The 18,019-nt window shown below is 70.8% G+C and carries 17 protein-coding genes and 1 pseudogene; 7 read left to right on the forward strand and 11 right to left on the reverse strand.

Features of this window, described 5'->3' with window-relative positions; all coding sequences use genetic code 11:
- From F7R91_RS35270 to F7R91_RS35290, 4 genes and pseudogenes are all read right to left on the reverse strand, one after another.
- Positions 1-156 (reverse strand): annotated as a pseudogene (locus F7R91_RS35270) (cysteine--tRNA ligase); the annotation flags it as partial.
- A gap of 97 nt (positions 157-253) precedes the next feature.
- Positions 254-751 (reverse strand): 2-C-methyl-D-erythritol 2,4-cyclodiphosphate synthase, encoded by a 498-nt coding sequence (ispF, locus tag F7R91_RS35275; RefSeq protein WP_150956683.1) that lies wholly within the window; start codon positions 749-751, stop codon positions 254-256.
- Complete coding sequence (gene ispD, locus F7R91_RS35280; protein WP_150956686.1) at positions 741-1,493, reverse strand: 2-C-methyl-D-erythritol 4-phosphate cytidylyltransferase; 753 nt, start codon at positions 1,491-1,493, stop codon at positions 741-743. The genes ispF and ispD overlap by 11 nt, the downstream gene beginning before the upstream one ends.
- A 257-nt stretch (positions 1,494-1,750) precedes the next feature.
- On the reverse strand, positions 1,751-2,233 hold the full coding sequence (locus F7R91_RS35290) for a CarD family transcriptional regulator (RefSeq protein WP_003953493.1): 483 nt from the start codon (positions 2,231-2,233) through the stop codon (positions 1,751-1,753).
- Positions 2,234-2,858: 625 nt separating this feature from the next.
- Here F7R91_RS35290 and F7R91_RS35300 point away from each other — a divergent pair.
- On the forward strand, positions 2,859-3,503 hold the full coding sequence (locus tag F7R91_RS35300; RefSeq protein WP_150956689.1) for a copper chaperone PCu(A)C: 645 nt from the start codon (positions 2,859-2,861) through the stop codon (positions 3,501-3,503).
- Positions 3,504-3,787: 284 nt separating this feature from the next.
- Here the strand turns inward: F7R91_RS35300 and F7R91_RS35305 are convergent, their stop codons facing one another.
- Entirely contained in the window at positions 3,788-4,468 is a 681-nt protein-coding gene (locus tag F7R91_RS35305; RefSeq protein WP_015659563.1) for a response regulator transcription factor, read from the reverse strand.
- Positions 4,465-5,739: a sensor histidine kinase gene (locus F7R91_RS35310; protein ID WP_150956693.1), complete on the reverse strand. Its 1,275-nt coding sequence runs from the start codon at positions 5,737-5,739 to the stop codon at positions 4,465-4,467. Before F7R91_RS35310 ends, F7R91_RS35305 begins: the two co-directional genes overlap by 4 nt.
- A 223-nt stretch (positions 5,740-5,962) precedes the next feature.
- Between F7R91_RS35310 and phoU the strand changes: the two genes are divergently transcribed.
- Positions 5,963-6,652 carry a phosphate signaling complex protein PhoU gene (gene phoU, locus F7R91_RS35315; protein ID WP_150956695.1) on the forward strand — a complete coding sequence of 230 codons (690 nt, stop codon included), beginning with the start codon at positions 5,963-5,965 and terminating at the stop codon, positions 6,650-6,652.
- A gap of 627 nt (positions 6,653-7,279) precedes the next feature.
- Here the strand turns inward: phoU and F7R91_RS35320 are convergent.
- Positions 7,280-7,732: a hypothetical protein gene (locus F7R91_RS35320; protein WP_150956698.1), complete on the reverse strand. Its 453-nt coding sequence runs from the start codon at positions 7,730-7,732 to the stop codon at positions 7,280-7,282.
- A gap of 197 nt (positions 7,733-7,929) precedes the next feature.
- Positions 7,930-8,691 (reverse strand): phosphoglyceromutase, encoded by a 762-nt coding sequence (locus F7R91_RS35325; protein ID WP_150956701.1) that lies wholly within the window; start codon positions 8,689-8,691, stop codon positions 7,930-7,932.
- A 162-nt stretch (positions 8,692-8,853) separates the two neighbouring features.
- Between F7R91_RS35325 and F7R91_RS35330 the strand changes: the two genes are divergently transcribed.
- Complete coding sequence (locus tag F7R91_RS35330) at positions 8,854-10,110, forward strand: MDR family MFS transporter (RefSeq protein WP_150956704.1); 1,257 nt, start codon at positions 8,854-8,856, stop codon at positions 10,108-10,110.
- Positions 10,111-10,767: 657 nt separating this feature from the next.
- On the opposite strand, the gene F7R91_RS35335 is transcribed toward F7R91_RS35330, so the two are convergent.
- The gene (locus tag F7R91_RS35335; RefSeq protein WP_150956707.1) at positions 10,768-11,196 is read right to left on the reverse strand and encodes a DUF2000 domain-containing protein; all 429 of its coding nucleotides are present in this window, start codon (positions 11,194-11,196) and stop codon (positions 10,768-10,770) included.
- A gap of 49 nt (positions 11,197-11,245) precedes the next feature.
- Here F7R91_RS35335 and F7R91_RS35340 point away from each other — a divergent pair, with 49 nt between their 5' ends.
- A complete protein-coding gene (locus tag F7R91_RS35340; RefSeq protein WP_150956710.1) occupies positions 11,246-12,040 on the forward strand; it encodes a helix-turn-helix transcriptional regulator in 795 nt (264 codons plus the stop codon).
- Positions 12,041-12,108: 68 nt separating this feature from the next.
- Here F7R91_RS35340 and F7R91_RS35345 read toward each other — a convergent pair whose 3' ends face one another.
- Positions 12,109-12,609, reverse strand: coding sequence for a type III secretion system chaperone family protein (locus tag F7R91_RS35345; protein ID WP_150956713.1), 501 nt, complete (start codon positions 12,607-12,609; stop codon positions 12,109-12,111).
- Positions 12,602-13,939, reverse strand: a complete 1,338-nt coding sequence (gene mshA / locus F7R91_RS35350) for a D-inositol-3-phosphate glycosyltransferase (RefSeq protein WP_191971785.1) — start codon at positions 13,937-13,939, stop codon at positions 12,602-12,604. The genes F7R91_RS35345 and mshA overlap by 8 nt, the downstream gene beginning before the upstream one ends.
- Positions 13,940-14,249: 310 nt before the next feature.
- On the opposite strand from mshA, the gene F7R91_RS35355 reads away from it, so the two are divergent.
- From F7R91_RS35355 to F7R91_RS35365, 3 genes are all read left to right on the forward strand, one after another.
- A complete protein-coding gene (locus F7R91_RS35355) occupies positions 14,250-15,041 on the forward strand; it encodes a class I SAM-dependent methyltransferase (protein ID WP_150956860.1) in 792 nt (263 codons plus the stop codon).
- Between the two features lie 215 nt (positions 15,042-15,256).
- Positions 15,257-16,342 carry a C40 family peptidase gene (locus F7R91_RS35360; protein ID WP_150956719.1) on the forward strand — a complete coding sequence of 362 codons (1,086 nt, stop codon included), beginning with the start codon at positions 15,257-15,259 and terminating at the stop codon, positions 16,340-16,342.
- Positions 16,343-16,618: 276 nt separating this feature from the next.
- Positions 16,619-17,953 (forward strand): PP2C family protein-serine/threonine phosphatase, encoded by a 1,335-nt coding sequence (locus tag F7R91_RS35365; RefSeq protein ID WP_150956722.1) that lies wholly within the window; start codon positions 16,619-16,621, stop codon positions 17,951-17,953.
- The last annotated feature ends 66 nt before the right edge of the window (positions 17,954-18,019 follow it).

Raw genomic sequence — 18,019 nt, forward strand, 5'->3', positions numbered from 1 at the left:
GCGCATGATGTCGAAGTTGAGGCCGGACCGGATGTGCCCGATGTGCGGGGCCGCCTGCACGGTGGCGCCACACAGGTAGATCGAGACGCAGCCCGGCTGGAGCGGGGTGAAGTCACGGATCTGCCGGGCGCTGGTGTCGTACAGGCGAATAGTCACCCCTCCAGGGTAGTGGGCGCGGGAGGATGCCCGGTGCCCGCCCGCCCAAGGGGCACTCTTTCGTGACGTGCTCTTCGTGACGTGCTCGGCCTTCGGCTCAGCCGGCCCGGACCACCAGCGCCGTCGCCACCGCCATCAGTCCCTCGCCCCGGCCGGGGAACCCGAGTCCGTCCGTCGTCGCTCCCGACACGGAGACCGGAGCGCCCGCCGCCTCGGAGAGGATCTTCTGGGCCTCGTCCCGGCGCTTGCCGATCTTGGGGCGGGGTCCGACGACCTGGACGGCGATGTTGCCGATCCGGAAGCCGGCCCCGCGCACGATCCGCGCGGCCTCCGTCAGCAGGGTCACCCCGGACGCACCGGACCACTCGGGCCGTCCCGTGCCGAAGTGCTGCCCGAGGTCACCGAGTCCGGCGGCCGAGAACAGCGCGTTGCACGCGGCGTGCGCGACGACGTCGGCGTCGGAGTGCCCGGCGAGCCCGGTCCCCTCGCCCTCCCATTTCAGCCCCGCGCACCACAACTCCCGGCCCTCCTCGAAGGCATGGATGTCGGTGCCGATGCCCACCTGGGGCAGCGCGGGATACGTCTCAGAAGCCATCGTTCAGCCTCCTGCGGGCCAGGACCGCCTCCGCGAGCACCAGGTCCAGCGGGCGCGTGACCTTGAAGGCCTCCTCGTGCCCGGGCACGACCACGACCGTCAGGCCCAGTTGCTCGACCATGCTCGCGTCGTCGGTGACGTTGTCCGTGACGGTCTCGTGCGCGCGGATCAGCGTGGCCCGGTCGAAGCCCTGCGGCGTCTGCACGGCCCGCAGCAGCGCCCGCTCCAACGTGGCGACCACCGGCTCCGGCTCCCCCGGTGTCGCCGCCGGCTCGACCTGCTTGACGGTGTCGGCGAGGGGCAGCGCGGGTACGACGGCGACGGCTCCGCCCCGTACGGCCTCGATGACCGCGTCCACCGTGTCCACCGGGACCAGCGGGCGGGCCGCGTCGTGCACCAGCACGATGTCGTAGTCGGGCGGCAGCGCGTCCAGTCCGAGCTTCACGGACTCCTGGCGGGAGTCGCCGCCGGGGACGACCAGGAAGTCGGTGCGCTCGGGCAGCGCGTGCGCGTCCAGCAGGGACTTGACCTCGGCTGCTCCGCCGGGCGGGGCCACGACGACCACCAGGGAGACGGCACGGGACGCGGCCATGGCGTGTACCGCGTGGATGAGCATCGGCGTGCCGTTCAGCGCACGGAGCGCTTTGGGGGCGCCCGGACCGAGGCGCACACCCCGGCCGGCGGCCGGAATCACCGCGGCGGTCCGGATCCCGGCGGGCGAAGAGCGCGAAACGTCAGACATCGGTTCCTGTCAGGTTTGTGTGCTCGGCGTTCTTGGGTATGGCCTCAGCGTGCCGGGCGCGACGCCTTGACCGGACCCTTCCGTGACACCGGTCGGAGCAGCAGCCCGGGCCCGGCACGCCAAGTATCGGGGAATCGTCCTCGTTGTACGGCGTCCGGGTGCGAACATGCCGCAGCGCCCGGCGACGGGACATACGTCATCGGGCACCGCGGCATTTCATGTGCACTGGGCTGAGCGGGCTGGCTGCCGGCGTCAGTTCAGGACGCGAGAACCTCGTCGAGCAGGGCCTCGGCCTTGTCCTCGTTCGTGTTCTCCGCGAGCGCGAGCTCGCTCACCAGGATCTGGCGAGCCTTGGCGAGCATGCGCTTCTCACCTGCGGAGAGTCCACGCTCGCGCTCACGACGCCACAGGTCGCGCACGACTTCCGCGACCTTGATGACATCGCCGGAGGCGAGCTTCTCCAGGTTTGCCTTGTAGCGACGCGACCAGTTCGTGGGCTCCTCGGCGTACGGCGCGCGCAGCACCTCGAAGACCCGGTCCAGCCCGTCCTGACCGACCACATCACGCACGCCCACGAACTCCGCATTGTCCGCCGGCACACGCACCGTCAGATCACCCTGGGCGACCTTCAGCACCAAGTAGGTCTTGTCCACGCCTTTGATCTGGCGAGTTTCGATGGCCTCGATCAGCGCGGCCCCGTGATGGGGATAGACCACGGTGTCGCCAACCTTGAACGTCATGTGACAGGTACCCCTTCCGTGGCTATCCAGGGTAACACGGAAACTGCGGGTTCTGAATGGCGTTTTCGCAGGTCAGGGCATATCTCGGGGCTTGACAACAGCAACAGGAACGTGCTTCGCCGCCCCAGCGGAAGGAGGTATTCGCAGGTCGGAGCGGCTCTTCGGGCGGGGTGAAACCCGTACGTTACACACATCCGAAGACCCTTCCAAGGGGACGAACGTCCGCATATGTCTGGTTCCAAGCGTGCGACTTCCGCTACTCCGTTCGGTGCGCGCCGTCGGGTACGAGACGAATCCGGAATTGATCACGACGCTCCGCGGAACATCCGGCCGGGCGGAACGTGATCAATTCCCGGGACGATCGCGCATTCCTCCGCGGACATTTCGCGGGACGATGCCCGCGGTAAGCCGGAGCAGTTATGTGAATGGCGGACGAGAGCACCGCCAATGGGGCCCCAGCGGGTCACGCATCAGCGCCCGTTCCGCGCCCCGGTGAACGAAGAGGCCCCTTCGGGGGAGGGTCGGGTGCGGCGACCCGGGAACGGCTCGGTAACCTAAGGCCGCTGACAGACACTTAGCGCGGCTTTACGGGCCGCCTCGCTCGAGTCAAGGAGTAGCCGCCGCCGTGAGCAGCAGCCTTCGACGCGGCGCCCTCGCCGCCGCCGCCATCGCGTTCTCGATCGCCCCGCTCTCCGCGTGCGCGGCCGGCAGCAACGCACAGACCCTGGAGGTCAAGCCGGACAACGCGGCGACCACGGTGGGCGACATCAAGATCCAGAACGCCGTCGTCATCACCCAGCCCGATGCCGCTTCCACGGGCCCGGCGGTCGTCTCCGCCACCCTCTTCAACACCGGCACCAGCGACCAGACGCTGGACGCGATCAGTGTCGAGGGCGACGGCAGCGCGGAGATCACGCCCGCCGAGGGCAAGGGCAAGCTGACGATCCCGGCCGGCGGCTATGTCGTCCTCGGCGGCAAGGGCAACGCCTCCGCCGCGCTCGCCGACCCCGGTGAGGAGGTCGCCGACGGCAACGCGCAGAAGGTCACCTTCACCTTCAGCAGGACCGGCGACGTGAGCCTGCAGGCCTTCGTGGTGCCGGCCGAGAGCTACTTCTCCACCTGGGGCCCGACCGAGATCCCCGGGACGCCCGCCGCCGGCTCCTCGCCGTCCGCGACGACCTCCGAGGAGCCCTCGGGCGACGCCTCGGCCACGGAGTCCGCGTCCGCCTCCGCGTCGGCGTCCGAGAGCGAGTCGGCCGCCGGTCACTGAGCAGTCGTACGACGGGAAGGGCGGGACCTCACCACGAGGTCCCGCCCTTCCCGTCGTCACGGCATCGTCAGGCCCCTCGCGGTTTAGAGCCTGTGTCACGTCCCCGGCCGGATCAGCGCACGTCGTCATGGGGGTCCCCCCGCTCGAGCGCAGCCGAGAGTGGGGGAGCGTGCGATCGCAAGGCGCCGGAGCGCCCTCGTGGCGGAGCCACGTGGGCGGTTCGGCAACGCGGCGAGCGTGCGTGCCAGGCGGCGGGCGCCCGGCCGGGGACGTGACACAGGCTCTTACGGCTCGAACTTGTAGCCGAGGCCGCGGACCGTCACCAGGTACCGCGGCGCGCCCGGGTCCGGCTCGATCTTGGCGCGCAGGCGCTTGACGTGGACGTCGAGGGTCTTGGTGTCGCCCACGTAGTCGGCACCCCAGACGCGGTCGATGAGCTGCATACGGGTCAGCACACGGCCGGCGTTGCGCAGCAGCATCTCCAGCAGGTCGAACTCCTTGAGCGGCAGGTCGACCTTCGAGCCGGAGACCGTCACCACGTGGCGGTCCACGTCCATGCGGACCGGGCCCGCCTCCAGGGCGGCCGGGGTCACCTCCTCGGGCTCGCCGCGGCGGCGCAGGACGGCCCGGATACGGGCGACCAGCTCACGCGAGGAGAACGGCTTGGTGACGTAGTCGTCGGCTCCTATTTCCAGGCCGACGACCTTGTCGATCTCACTGTCCTTGGCGGTGACCATGATCACCGGGACGTTGGAGCGGCCGCGCAGCTGGCGGCACACCTCCGTGCCGGGCAGCCCCGGCAGCATCAGGTCGAGGAGGACGAGGTCGGCGCCGTTGCGCTCGAACTCGTCGAGTCCGTCGGGCCCGGTGGTCGCGACGGCGACCTCGAAGCCCTCTTTGCGGAGCATGTACGACAAGGCGTCGGAGAAGGACTCCTCGTCCTCGACAACGAGCACTCGGGTCACGGAAGGACCTCCGGGGAGGGAAGCGGTTCGTACGGGGGCGTGTGAGGGGATGAGGAGGGGGACCGCCCGGCCTCGTCGTCGAGTCCTTCGTGGGCGGGGTGCTGCTGGGCGCGGTCACGGGCCACGCCCGCCTCCGGCAGCCGCAGCGTGAACGTGGAGCCCTGTCCCTCGGAGCTCCACACCGTGACCTCCCCGCCGTGCGAGGCGGCCACGTGCTTGACGATCGCGAGCCCCAGCCCCGTACCACCCGTGGCGCGGGAGCGGGCCGGGTCGACGCGATAGAAGCGCTCGAAGATGCGCTCCTTGTCCTTTTCCGAGATGCCGATGCCCTGGTCGGTCACGGCGACCTCGATCATGTCGCCGCCGAGGGCGACCACCCGCCGGGCCGCGATGCCGACGCGGGTGCGGGCGGGCGAGTAGTTGACCGCGTTCTCGACGAGGTTGCCGAGGGCGGCGGCGAGCTGCCCCCTGTGGCCCCAGACATGCAGGTCGGCGGTGCCGCCCGCGGCCATGGTGATCTGCTTGGTGCCGGCCGCGTGCCGGCAGCGGTCGATGGCCTCGGCGACCAGTTCGTCCACGCGGACCGGTTCGGCGTCCTCCAGCGGGTCGTCGTTCTGCACCCGCGAGAGGTCGATGAGCTCCTGGACCAGGCTGGTGAGGCGGGTCGCCTCGATCTGCATCCGGCCGGCGAAGCGCTCCACGGCCTCCGGATCGTCGGAGGCGTCCATCACGGCCTCGGACAGAAGGGAGAGCGCGCCGACGGGGGTCTTGAGCTCGTGGCTGACATTGGCGACGAAGTCCCGGCGCACCGCCTCGATACGGCGGGCCTCGGTGAGGTCCTCGACGAGGAGCAGGACGAGCCGGGAGCCCAGCGGAGCGACTCTGGCGGACACGGCGAGAGCCTCGCCGCGCCCGCTCCCCCGCCTCGGCAGGTCCAGCTCGACCTGCCGTATCTCCCCGTCGCGTCTGGTGTCCCGGGCCATCTGGAGCATCGGCTCCACGGAGAGCCTGCCGCCGCGCACCAGTCCGAGGGCGTACGCCGCCGAGCTGGCCTTGACCACGGCGTCCGCCTCGTCGAGGACGACGGCCGAGGAACGCAGGACGGACAGGACCGTGTCCACACCGGGGGGCAGGACCGGGTCGGTGTGCAGGGACGTTCTGGTCGGGCGCTTCTGGTCGCGCTCGCTCCAGCGGAACGCCAGCATGGCGATGACACCGGTGAGCACCCCGGCGATCGCTGCCGCTGCGGCGACCGCCGCGTTCACGTCCATGCGTCCAGGTTAGGCATGGGATCGGTCCTGGCCACAGCCTTCCGTGTGCGAGCTCGAACACTCGTCGCCCAGAGTTCACCTAGGAGCCAGTATTGGTTCATTTGGGGTGACGGAAACCGACGCGTGCGGGGCCGAACGTGGGAGCGTGGGGTTCGCAGCGACGAATTTGCGCCGGGGCCCCGGCCCCTGGAACCCCGAAGAACACGCACGAGAGGGAACCCTGATGCGGGACGCGTACCACGAGGAACTGGATTCGATCGGCGACGGACTGGTGGAGATGGCCCGGCTGGTCGGGTCGGCGATCGGGCGCGCCACGACGGCGATCCTCGACTCCGACCTGAAGCTGGCCGAAAGCGTGATCGAGGCCGACCAGAAGGTCGACGACCTCCAGCACGACCTGGAGGCCCGGGCCATAGCGCTGCTGGCCCGCCAGCAGCCGGTGGCGACCGACCTCCGGATCGTCGTCACCTCCCTGCGGATGTCGGCGGACCTGGAGCGCTCGGGCGACCTGGCCCAGCACGTGGCCAAGCTGGCCCGGCTGCGCTTCCCGGAGCGGGCCATTCCGCACGACCTGCACGCGACCATCCTGGAGATGGGCCAGCTCGCGCAGCGCCTCATGGCGAAGGCCGCCGAGGTGATCATCACGAAGGACGTCGACCTGGCGCTCCAGCTGGAGCAGGACGACGACGAGATGGACCTCCTGCACCGCACGATCTTCCAGCACCTGCTGGACGACAAGTGGGCGCACGGCATCGAGACGGCCGTCGACGCGACGCTGCTCGGCCGCTACTACGAGCGCTTCGCGGACCACGCGGTCTCCGTCGCCAAGCGCGTGGTGTACCTGGTGACGGGTGAGCACGCGGACGAGATCCAGCAGGAGATCCAGCCGGTCACGGGGGTGGAGGGGGTCTGACCCTGCCGGGGAGCGGCCAAAAGCCTCAGTGCGCCGTTGATGCGCCCCGCCGGGGCGGGCATGCAATGGGCACAGGCACCAGCCTCCAGGAGGGACCCATGGCCGAATCCCCCAGCACCCCCGCACCCGACCCCACCCAGCCACGCCCCACCGAACAGCCCGCCGAGCCCAGGAGCCTCCCGCTCTTCGGCGCGTGCGGCTGCGGCGCGGGATGCGGCTGCGGGTGCCAGTCGGGCAACCCGTGCCAGTGCGGCTGAGCAACGAGATCATGCCCGTCGTACGACGATGAAGTCCGCACGACGGTGAAGGGCCCCGGCACCTGAGCGGATGCCGGGGCCCTTGTCCACGCTCGGCCTGCCCGGCCGCACCGCTGATCGTGTCCGCACGGCCCCCGCGGGGGTCGGCTCCGCGGACCGAAGGGCCTGCACCGGCAGCGTCCGGGCCGTCCGGCCCCGAACGATCCGGCAGCGGTTTTGCCACGCCCTTCGGGCGGGCGTTTCTCCGCCGCATTCCCCGGCTGGATTCCTATTGGGCCGGGAGATCCGGTTGGGCCGGGAAATCCGGCGGGCAGCGAAACGGCCCGCCGGCGGAAGGGGCGGGCGGGCCGTCGCAGAAGGGGTCGCCGGATCAGGCGGGCCCGTCCAGGCTGACGTAGCACGTGTAATTGCTACCGGGGTCCTCCGACGGAGTTCCGTTGTATCCGTCTTCCCAGCCGCCGCCGGTCTCGGGGAATCCCGTGTACGCCTCCTTCTTGGTCCCACCGATCCAGAAGTGGGCCTCCCGGCCGTTGTCGACGTCGGAGTCCAGCACGCAGGAGAAGTTGTTCTTGCACCAGAACTTTCCGCTCGGCGACCCCTCGGAGAAGAACTCGACATACCAGTAGTCGAAGTTCTCCGAACCGATCCCGGTCTGGTAGTGCCGAAGGAACGGTCCGACGCTCTCCCCGTTCTTCAGCGAGTCGATCTTGTACGTGTCGGATTCGACACCGCTCTTGGAGGCGCTGAACTTCAGCATGACGTTCTGAATGTCCGCACCCCACATGTTGAAGAAGCGCACATTGATGGTCCGGTCGGTCGACATTCCGGAACTCCCTTGGTCGGATTGCCGGTGCGAGCCGCACAACGGCATGTCGAACGTATGTAACCGGGCAAACTCCCGCAAATAGGGCACTGGCAACCACTCACTTGGCCCCGGCCGTCTGGTCTGGAGTGGTCCCGGGCATGAAAATGCCCCCCATCCGCGCCTGACGCGCAGTTAGGGGGCTTTTTCAGCTCGCGTTATTTCTTCTTGCCCTGATTCTTGACTGCCTCGATTGCTGCCGCGGCCGCCTCGGGGTCGAGGTAGGTGCCGCCGGGGGTGAGGGGCTTGAAGTCGGCGTCGAGTTCGTAGGAGAGCGGGATGCCCGTCGGGATGTTCAGGCCCGCGATCTCGGCGTCGGAGATGCCGTCGAGGTGCTTGACGAGAGCGCGGAGGCTGTTCCCATGTGCCGCGACCAGGACCGTACGGCCGGCCAGCAGGTCCGGGACGATGCCGTCGTACCAGTAGGGGAGCATGCGGACGACGACGTCCTTCAGGCACTCCGTGCGCGGGCGCAGCTCCGGCGGAATGGAGGCGTAGCGCGGGTCGTCCGACTGCGAGAACTCCGTGCCGTCCTCAAGCGGCGGCGGCGGGGTGTCGTACGAGCGGCGCCACAGCATGAACTGCTCCTCGCCGAACTCGGCGAGGGTCTGGGCCTTGTCCTTGCCCTGGAGGGCGCCGTAGTGCCGCTCGTTCAGGCGCCAGCTGCGGTGGACCGGGATCCAGTGACGGTCCGCGGCCTCCAGCGCGAGCTGCGCGGTGCGGATCGCGCGCTTCTGGAGCGAGGTGTGGACCACGTCGGGGAGCAGGCCGGCGTCCTTGAGCAGCTCACCGCCGCGGACCGCCTCCTTCTCGCCCTTGTCGTTGAGATTGACGTCCACCCAGCCGGTGAACAGGTTCTTCGCGTTCCATTCGCTCTCGCCGTGGCGGAGGAGGATCAGCTTGTACGGTGCGTCGGCCATGCGTATGAGCGTAATCGAAGGCTTTGGGCGGGGAACCGGCCGCCCGACAGGCGGACAACGGCCGGGACGGTTGACGGGATCTGTTAATTGAGTGGCCCGCACGGACACCGCCCTCGTAAGTTGTGCTCACCGCAAGAGCCGCTTACATCCGGGGGATCTTCCATGTCCGTCGCCGCCCTGAGACGTGCCGCCCACGAGACCGTCTCCGGATTGCCCCGCGCGTTCTGGTGGCTGTGGATCAGCACCCTCGTCAACCGGCTCGGTGCGTTCGTCGCCACGTTCATGGCGCTGTATCTGACGCTCGACCGCGGCTACTCCGCCTCGTACGCCGGTCTGGTCGCGTCGCTGCACGGTCTCGGCGGGGTGATCTCCTCCCTCGGAGCGGGCGTCATGACCGACCGGCTCGGGCGGCGGCCCACCCTCCTCCTCGCGCAGGCGTCGACCGCCGCCTCCGTCGCGCTGCTCGGCTTCATGCACGACCCGGTCGCCATCGCCGCCGTCGCGTTCCTCGTCGGTCTGACCTCCAACGCGTCGCGGCCCGCCGTGCAGGCGATGATGGCCGACATCGTCCGGCCCGAGGACCGTGTGCGCGCCTTCTCGCTGAACTACTGGGCGATCAACCTCGGTTTCGCCGTCTCCTCCGTGGCGGCGGGCTTCATCGCCGAGTTCAGCTATCTCGCCGGCTTCCTGATCGAGGCGGGGATGACGGCGGTCTGCGCGGTCGTCGTCTTCCTTAAGCTGCCCGAGTCACGGCCCGCCGTCCCGGCCGGCAAGGCGGCCACGGACGACGTGGGGCTCGGCACCGTAGTGCGCGACGGCCGTTTCATGGGCGTCGTCGGACTGTCCTTCCTCGTCGCCCTGATTTTCCAGCAGGGGTTCGTGGGCCTCCCGGTCGCCATGGGCGAGGCGGGCTTCACCCCCGCCGACTACGGCATGGCGATCGCCGTCAACGGTGTCCTGATCGTCGCGCTGCAGATCCCGGTCACCCGTTTCATCGAGGACCGGGACCCGCGGCGGCTGCTCGTGGTCTCGTCCCTGCTCGCCGGATACGGCTTCGGGCTCACCGCCTTCGCCGGATCCGTCGGCGTCTTCGCCCTCACGGTGTGCGTGTGGACGCTGGCGGAGATCGTGAACGCGCCCACCCAGACCGGGCTGGTCGTCCGCCTCTCCCCCGTCCACGGCCGCGGCCGCTACCAGGGGATGTACACGATGTCCTGGTCGGTCGCGGCCCTGGTGGCCCCACTGATGTCCGGCTTCGTCATCGACCACTTCGGCGCGGAGTGGATGTGGGGCCTGTGCGCGGTGATCGGCACGGCAGCCGCGGCGGGCTACGGCACCCTGATGCGCCACCTGCCCCCAGAGGAACCGACCATGATCGAGCCGACGACCACGGCAAAGCCGGAGACCAGCGCGGCGTGAGCCGCCGCGAGGGCGGAAACCGGGCGGCGAGCGGCCTGGGCCGGACGAGCGCGGGGGCGGCGCGGCCCACAGCAGGAGCAAGCCGGACGCCGGACCGCACCAGTGCCGGGCGGGCGCGGGACGGCGATCGGCAGCTGAACTGGCAGACGGCGCGAGTCAGCCGAGCTGGCGGGACAACGGCCGGCGCCGGGCGGGCGCGGGACGGCGCGATCGGCCAGGCAGATGCCGAACGGCGCACAGCAGCCGACACCAGCGAGAGCGCCGGGCGGAAGCCGGACCGCGACCGGCAGGCGGCAGGCAGCGGACGGCAGCCGCAAGGCGCGGGCACCAACCGGCATCGGTAGACGGCCAGCGCCAAACGGGCCCTGGACGGCGCAAGCCAACCGCAGGCGAACGACGGCAAGCAGCAGGCCTGCCCGGACCGCAACCGGCACGCGGCAGCCGCCGGACCCCAGCCCGCTGTGCGCGGGGGCCGGACGGCGATCGGCGAGGGCCTGCGCCCTGCGGGCCCGGGCGGGAATCGGCAGTGGCGGCGGGCCGCGGTCGCCGCAGCCGCCGCCCACGGACGGCGGACGGCGGACTGCGGACTGCGGACTGCGGACTGCGGACTGCGATCGACGGCCGGGCCCCGGGCCCGGACTGGCCGTCGCCCCCGTCTCACGGATGCATCCGCGCCCCCTTCACCACCTTGTCCACCGCATTACGGGGCCCGTGTACCGCCAGGCCCACCAGGTCCAGCTCCCCCGTCGGTACGGCCCGTACCGCTGCCCTGTTGTCGCGGTCGTTGCCCGTAGTGAACAGGTCGCTGGTGAAGAGTGCCCTCGGCAGGGCGCGGGAGAGGGCGCGGGTGTGGGCCGCCGTGAGGGTTTCCTTCGTGCCCTCGAAGACCAGGACCGGCTGGCGGAACATCGGCAGGTATCGCACTCCGTCTGCGTCCTCGTACGGCTCCCCGATCACCTCGGGGACCTGGGTGCCGAGGCCGCTGACGAGGAACGCGGTGACGTTCAGCCGCTGCCAGGGCTCCAGGTCCTCCCGCAGCAGGACGGCGATCTTGGTGTCGAAGCGGATCGGTTCATCGGCGTTCATGACAGGAGCGTGCCGACCGGCGTACGGCATCGTCTTGTACGTTCTTTGCATGGCCCCTCAGCGCGAGGTGACCGCCTGGCGTCCCCGTGTCCCGGGTGTCGTGGAGGTCTTCCACGCCCATTTCACCGAGTACGCCTACCCGATGCACGTCCACGACGCGTGGACGCTGCTCATCGTGGACAACGGCGCCGTACGGTACGACCTGGACCGGCACGAGCACGGCACCCCGCACGACACGGTGTCCCTGCTGCCGCCGCACGTCCCGCACAACGGTTCCCCCGCCACCGCGCACGGCTTCCGCAAGCGCGTCCTCTACCTCGACTCCAGCCGGCTCGGGGACGACCTCATCGGGCCCGCCGTCGACGGTCCGGATCTGCGGGATCCCGTACTGCGGCTGCGCGTCGGGCAGCTGCACACCGCGCTGGCCCTCCCCGGCGACGAGCTGGAGGCGGAGAGCAGGCTGACACTGATCGCCGAGCGGCTGCGCGGGCAGCTGCGGCCGGGCGCCGCGCCCGGCACCCCGCGCCGCGACCCCGCTCTGGCCCGCCGGCTGCGGGAGCTCCTCGACGAGCGCGTCGTCGACGGGATCGGCCTCGACGAGGCGGCCGGGCTGGTGCATGCCCATCCGGCCCATCTCGTACGGGCGTTCAGTACCGCCTACGGCATCGCCCCGCACCAGTACCTGATGTCCCGCCGCGTCGACCGCGCCCGCCGTCTGCTGCTCGACGGCCGTCCGCCGGGCGAGGTGGCGTCGGTGACCGGCTTCTTCGACCAGTCCCATCTCACCCGGCACTTTCGGAAGTTGGTGGGAGTGCCGCCGGGACGGTACGCCTCAGCAAGATGACAGCGAGGGCGGCCTCGGAGTCGGGGATGTGACACAGGCCGCTTGGCCAGTCAGTCGCTCTTGGCCCGTCAGTCGGTCGGGCGCTGCGTCAGGTGGGTGAACGCGTCCAGGTTCCGCGTCGGCTCCCCGCGTGCGACGCGCCAGGCGTACTCCTTGCGGATCGCGGACGCGAAACCCAGCTCCAGGAGGGTGTTGAAGCTGCCGTCGGCCGCCTCCAGGACCTGGCCGAGCAGCCGGTCGATCTCGTCCGCGGTGACGGCGGCCAGGGACAGCTTGCCGGTGACGTAGACGTCGCCGAGCGGGTCGACGGCGTAACTCACGCCGTACAGCTTGAGGTTGCGTTCCAGGAGCCAGCGGTGGACGCCGGACTCGTTCTCGTCGGGGTGGCGGATGACGAAGGCGTTCAGCGACAGGGAGTGGCGGCCGACGAGAAACGAGACGGTCGTCGACAGCTTGCGGGTGCCGGGGAGTTTCACGACGTAGTTGCCGGGTGCGGGGCTCTCCCACTCCAGCTCGGCGTGCTTCAGGACACCCTCGATGACCTGCGCCGCCTTCTCTGCATCAGCCATGGTGGGAGCGTACGCGACGCCGGTGGGAGTGGGTCGCGGCCGTGTAGACGTCCGCGGTGGCGGCGGCCGCGGTGTCCCAGCCGAAGGACTCGGCGTGCTGGGCTGCGGCCGCGCCGAGCCGGGGCGTGAGGGCCGGGTCGTCGGCGAAGTCGCGCAGTACGCGCGCGTAGTGGGCCGGGTTGTGGCCCTGGACGAGGAAGCCGGTCCGTCCGTCGCGTACGGCGACGGGGAGTCCGCCGACCGAGGCGGCCAGTACCGGAGTGCCGGCCGCCTGTGCCTCTATGGCGACCAGGCCGAAGGACTCGCTGTAGGAGGGCATGACGAGCACGGAGGCCGCACGGAACCAGTCCGCGAGCTGCTCCTGGCGGACGGGCGGGTGGAACCGTACGACATCGGCGATGCCGAGGCGCGCCGCGAGCTTCTGCAGCCCCTCGGGCTTGGCGAGGCCGCTGCCGCTGAGACCGCCGACCACGGGGACGAGGAGGCGGGGGCGCAGGTCGGGGCGTTCGTCGAGGAGGACGGCCACCGCGCGAAGGAGCACGTCGGGGGCTTTGAGGGGCTGGATACGGCCCGCGAAGAGCGGGACCAGGGCGTCCTGCGGGAGACCGAGGCGGGCGCGGGCGGCCGCACGGCCGTCGAGGGGACGGAAGCGGTCGAGGTTGACGCCCGGGTGGACGACGGCGAGCTTGCCGGGGTCGGCGGCGTAGTGCCGTACGAGTTCGTCGGCCTCTTCGGCGGTGTTGGCGATGAGCCGGTCGGCGGCGGCGACGATCTGGGTCTCGCCGATGACGCGGGCGGCGGGCTCGGGGGTGTCGCCGTCGGCGAGGTTGGCGTTCTTGACCTTGGCCATGGTGTGCATGGCGTGGACGAGGGGGACGCCCCAGCGCTGGGCGGCGAGCCAGCCGACGTGGCCGGAGAGCCAGTAGTGGGAGTGCACGAGGTCGTAGTGGCCGGGGCGGTGGCCGGCCCAGGCCTGCATCACGCCGTGGGTGAAGGCGCACAGCTGGGCGGGCAGGTCTTCCTTGGCGAGGCCCTCGTAGGGGCCCGCGTCGATATGGCGGACCAGGACGCCCGGCGCGAGTTCGACGCTGGGCGGGAGGCCGCCGGCGGTCGCGCGGGTGAAGATCTCGACCTCGATGTTGATCGCGGCGAGGCGCTGCGCGAGCTCCACGATGTAGACGTTCATGCCGCCGGCGTCGCCGGTGCCGGGCTGGTGGAGCGGTGAGGTGTGCACGCTGAGCATGGCGACACGGCGGGGGCGACGGTGGAGTCGCAGTCGTGAGGGCGCGATCGCGGCGCGACGCCCGAGCCTGCTGACGTACTGGCTCACGTGGCGTTCCTCCTTGCAGCGGGCATGCCTTCGCGGAGGGCGTGGCGGCACCCTCCAAGGCCTTGCAACACCGGAGTAGGTCGCTCCATTTCCGGCCGGATTTCCAGCCGGGCGGTCTTTGCCGAATCATTACCGACTCTCGCTCAACCGTTCGAGCGACGAGGGCGTGGTGTGCGCCACGTACGGGTGGTGTGCGCCACGTACGGGCGGCCCCTGGTCGCCCTGGTGGCCGCATACCCTCGTACGCATGACAGCCCGCGCAGCGACCCACCCCCACTCTCGGCTTCGCTCGAGCGCGGGCACCCCCATCGTGGGAACGGTGACGCGCGGGACGACCAACCCCAACCGGCTGCGCCGTATGGACCGCTGGATCGCGGCCGCGTACGGCGCCGAACTGCGCCGCGCCGCCGATCCCGTCGCCGTCGACCTCGGCTACGGCGCCGCCCCCTGGACCGCCGTCGAACTCCTCGCCCGTCTGCGCGCCGTCGCCCCACGCGCGCGCGTGGTCGGCGTCGAGATCGAACCGGCCCGGGTGGCGGCGGCGAGACCGTACGAACGCGACGGGCTCGTCTTCCGGCACGGCGGCTTCGAGATTCCCCTCTCGCGGTCGCCGTCGCTGATCCGCGCGGCGAATGTGCTGCGCCAGTACGACGAGAGAGAGGTCGCCGCCGTCTGGCAGCGGCTGTGCGCACGGCTCGCGCCGGCCGACCCGGCGACCGGATCGCGGGGCGGGCTGCTGGTCGAGGGGACCTGCGACGAGATCGGGCGCCGGCATGTGTGGGTCGCGCTCGGCCCGGAGGGCCCGCGCACGGTCACCTTCGCGACCCGGCTCGGCTCCCTGGACCGCCCCTCGGACCTGGCGGAGCGCCTGCCGAAGGCGCTCATCCACCGCAACGTCCCCGGCGAACCCGTACACGCCTTCCTGCGCGACTTCGACCGCGCCTGGCGGGCCGCCGCGCCCTACGCCTCCTACGGCGCACGCCAACGCTGGATCAGGGCGGTACGGGAACTGTCCGCCGACTGGCCGGTGACAGACGGGGCGGGAAGGTGGCGCCAGGGCGAAGTGACGGTGCGCTGGGAGGCGTTGGCGCCCCGCGGCTGAATCGCACCGGCGAGGGGGAAACGCAGACTCCGGCCCCTCCGAAGGGAACGATCTCCCTGAGTCGTTCGTCACACAGCCCGGGGGATCGTCATGCCGGGGCGAGGACGGGGGGAATGACTGCCTCGGCGTTGCCTCTGTCGCTTTGCGCGACGGCATGGCACGATCCCCGAAGCGTCCGTAAGTTACTGACGGTAAATCAGATAAGGGGCAGGGGTATGGCAACGGGCAAGCGTGGCCTGATCACGGCTGCCGTGACCGTCGTCTGCGCGGTCACCGTCCTGGCCGCACCGGGCACGGCGTTCGCGAGCCAGACAAGGACCCCCGCACCGACCCCCACCACCTCCGCGTCGCCGACTCCCCCGGCCGGCAAGGACCTTGAAGCGGTCCGCGCGAAGCTCGAACTGCTCTACCACGACGCGGCCGTCGCCACGGACGCGTACAACGCCGCCGAGGAGAAGACCGAGCGGCAGTCCGCCCAGATCGTCGAGCTGGCCAAGCACATCGTCAAGGGCCAGGCGAGACTCGACGAGCTGAAGGACCGCGCGGGCGCGGCGGCCCGCGCCCAGTACCGCAGCGGCGGCCTGCCGGACGAGGCCCAGCTGATGCTGAGCGACGATCCGCAGGAGTTCCTCGACGGCGCCGGCCGGGTGATCCAGGGCCAGCGCGCGACCAAAGGTCTGATCGAGGAAATGACCCGCACCCAGCAGGACTTGGAGCAGTACGCCAAGGACGCCTCCGCCCAGTGGAAGAAGCTGGAGGCGAGCCGCAAGGCCAAGGCCACGGCCCGCAAGAAGGTGGAGCGGCGGATCGCGGCGGCCGAAAAGCTCGAATCCCGCCTGGAGAAGGAGGAGAAGGAGCGCCTCGCCGAGCTGGAGAAGGAGGCCGCCCGCCAGGCGCAGACCACCTGGCTCGACTCCGGCATCCTCGACGAGATCCATGGCAAGGCGTCCGAGCAGGGCAGGAAGGCGATCGAGTACGCCACCGCCCAGATCGGCAAACCGTACGAATGGGGCGCGGAGGGACCGAAGTCGTACGACTGCTCCGGTCTGACCTCACAGGCCTGGGTGACGGCCGGCCACGCGGTCCCCCGCACATCGCAGGAGCAGTGGAAGCAGCTGAAGCGCGTCGACATCAAGGACATGCGGCCCGGCGACCTGGTCATCTACTTCGACGACGCCAGCCATGTCGGGATGTACGTGGGCGACGGTGCGATCGTGCACGCCCCGCGCCCCGGCCGGACGGTGACCATCGCGGGGGCGGGCTCCATGCCGATCCTCGGGGTCGTACGGCCGGACGCGTGAACCTCCCCGGAACACACGGACATTTGGGACGCCGGTGACCTCTACCACGTGACCTGGCCCACCTCAAACCTCCTGGGGACGTGACGTTCGTCATCCCCGCCGGGCCCCCGACCTGTCCAACTGCGGTAGGGATCGCGGCATATGACAGCGGCCAGCCGTCAACCCGGGTGCCGTACGCCATTCCGCTGCGACGCCGACTACCGCTATGGTCCCCGTCGGTAGGTCGAGACCCCTCGCCCTACCGTGCCCTCGGGGGGAGGGAAGGAACCCAAGACGATGCCCGTACCCGTACCGCGGCAGAGAGCGATCCCGGCCGTGGAGAGTGGTCAGGCGCCGGCCGCGACGCCGAGCGGCCCCTCGACGGAGGAGGGGTCGCGCACTGAGAAAACGGCCGGAAAGAAGGCCGGAAAGAAAACCGGCAGCACCCCCGGCACCACCCACGCCAACCTGAATCTGCTGCTGATCGAGGACGATCCGGGCGGCTCGACGATCGTGCCCGACCTGCGGGACTCGTCGGGCACGCCGATCCGTGTCCGTACGGCCCGCAATCTCACCGAGGCCGAGCGGCTGCTCACCGACGACGTCCACTGCATCCTGCTGGACCTCGCACTGCCCGCCCCCGGCCGTAGCGGCGACGACGAGCTGGCCGTGCTCAAGCATGTGCTGAAGCTCGCGCCCCGGCACGCCGTCCTCGCGCTCACCGCGTCCGGCGATGCCGAGCGCGGCGCCGAGGCTGTGCGGGTGGGCGCCCAGGACTACCTCTTCCGGGACGAACTGGACAGCCGGCTGCTGAGCCGGGCGATCCTGTACGCGGTGGAGCGGAAACGTTCCGACACGGCCGAACGGCGGCTCGCCGAGGGCCGGATGCGTGCCCAGGAGAACCGTCGCCTGGAGCGCGGTCTGCTGCCCACCCCTCTCCTGGACGGGTCCCCGCTTCGCTTCGCCGCCCGCTACCGCCCCGGCCGCCAGCGCGCCCTGCTCGGCGGCGACTTCTACGACACCGTCCGCACCCCGGACGGCACGGTGCACGCCATGATCGGCGACGTCTGCGGCCATGGGCCGGACGAGGCCGCGCTCGGCGTGGAACTGCGGATCGCATGGCGGGCGCTGACCCTCGCGGGGCTGTGCGGCGACGAACTGCTCGGCACCCTTCAGCAGGTGCTCGAACACGAGCGCGCGGACGACGAGATCTTCGCGACGCTGTGCACGGTGGACATCGCACCGGACGGCCGCCGCGCCGGCCTGTGCCTGGCCGGACACCCGTCCCCGCTGATCGCCCGCGCGGGCAAGCCGGCCCGGCTGCTGCCGTACGACAACAACGGCCCCGCGCTCGGCCTGCTGCCCGGCGCCCGCTGGCCGCGTATGCAGGTGGAGCTGGGGCGTGAGTGGAGCCTGATGCTCTACACCGACGGTCTGATCGAGGGCCGCGTCGGCGAGGGCCGGGAGCGGCTCGGCCAGGACGGCATGGTGGAGCTGGTCCGCCGCCAGATCGCGGCGGGCCTGAGCGGCGAGGAACTGCTGCGGGCCACCGTCAACGAGGTCCGCGACCTCAACGGCGGCGAGCTGACGGACGACGTGGCGGTGGTATTGCTGGACCGGAGGCGGGGGTAGGAGTCTGGCCGGGGGCGGGGGCGGTAGCGGGCCCAGCGGGAGCGGTGCGGGAGCGACTCAGGGGGC

This window comes from Streptomyces luteolifulvus (assembly GCF_008806595.1).
Classification (GTDB): Bacteria; Actinomycetota; Actinomycetes; order Streptomycetales; family Streptomycetaceae; genus Streptomyces; species Streptomyces luteolifulvus.

Bases quoted from the DNA above. Each gene is read 5' to 3' on its own strand.
- ispF (WP_150956683.1), bottom strand. From the start codon at position 751: ATGGCTTCTGAGACGTATCCCGCGCTGCCCCAGGTGGGCATCGGCACC.
- ispD (WP_150956686.1), bottom strand. From the start codon at position 1,493: ATGTCTGACGTTTCGCGCTCTTCGCCCGCCGGGATCCGGACCGCCGCG.
- F7R91_RS35290 (WP_003953493.1), bottom strand. From the start codon at position 2,233: ATGACGTTCAAGGTTGGCGACACCGTGGTCTATCCCCATCACGGGGCC.
- F7R91_RS35310 (WP_150956693.1), bottom strand. From the start codon at position 5,739: ATGGACGTGAACGCGGCGGTCGCCGCAGCGGCAGCGATCGCCGGGGTG.
- phoU (WP_150956695.1), top strand. From the start codon at position 5,963: ATGCGGGACGCGTACCACGAGGAACTGGATTCGATCGGCGACGGACTG.
- F7R91_RS35320 (WP_150956698.1), bottom strand. From the start codon at position 7,732: ATGTCGACCGACCGGACCATCAATGTGCGCTTCTTCAACATGTGGGGT.
- F7R91_RS35325 (WP_150956701.1), bottom strand. From the start codon at position 8,691: ATGGCCGACGCACCGTACAAGCTGATCCTCCTCCGCCACGGCGAGAGC.
- F7R91_RS35330 (WP_150956704.1), top strand. From the start codon at position 8,854: ATGTCCGTCGCCGCCCTGAGACGTGCCGCCCACGAGACCGTCTCCGGA.
- F7R91_RS35335 (WP_150956707.1), bottom strand. From the start codon at position 11,196: ATGAACGCCGATGAACCGATCCGCTTCGACACCAAGATCGCCGTCCTG.
- F7R91_RS35340 (WP_150956710.1), top strand. From the start codon at position 11,246: ATGGCCCCTCAGCGCGAGGTGACCGCCTGGCGTCCCCGTGTCCCGGGT.
- F7R91_RS35345 (WP_150956713.1), bottom strand. From the start codon at position 12,609: ATGGCTGATGCAGAGAAGGCGGCGCAGGTCATCGAGGGTGTCCTGAAG.
- F7R91_RS35360 (WP_150956719.1), top strand. From the start codon at position 15,257: ATGGCAACGGGCAAGCGTGGCCTGATCACGGCTGCCGTGACCGTCGTC.
- F7R91_RS35365 (WP_150956722.1), top strand. From the start codon at position 16,619: ATGCCCGTACCCGTACCGCGGCAGAGAGCGATCCCGGCCGTGGAGAGT.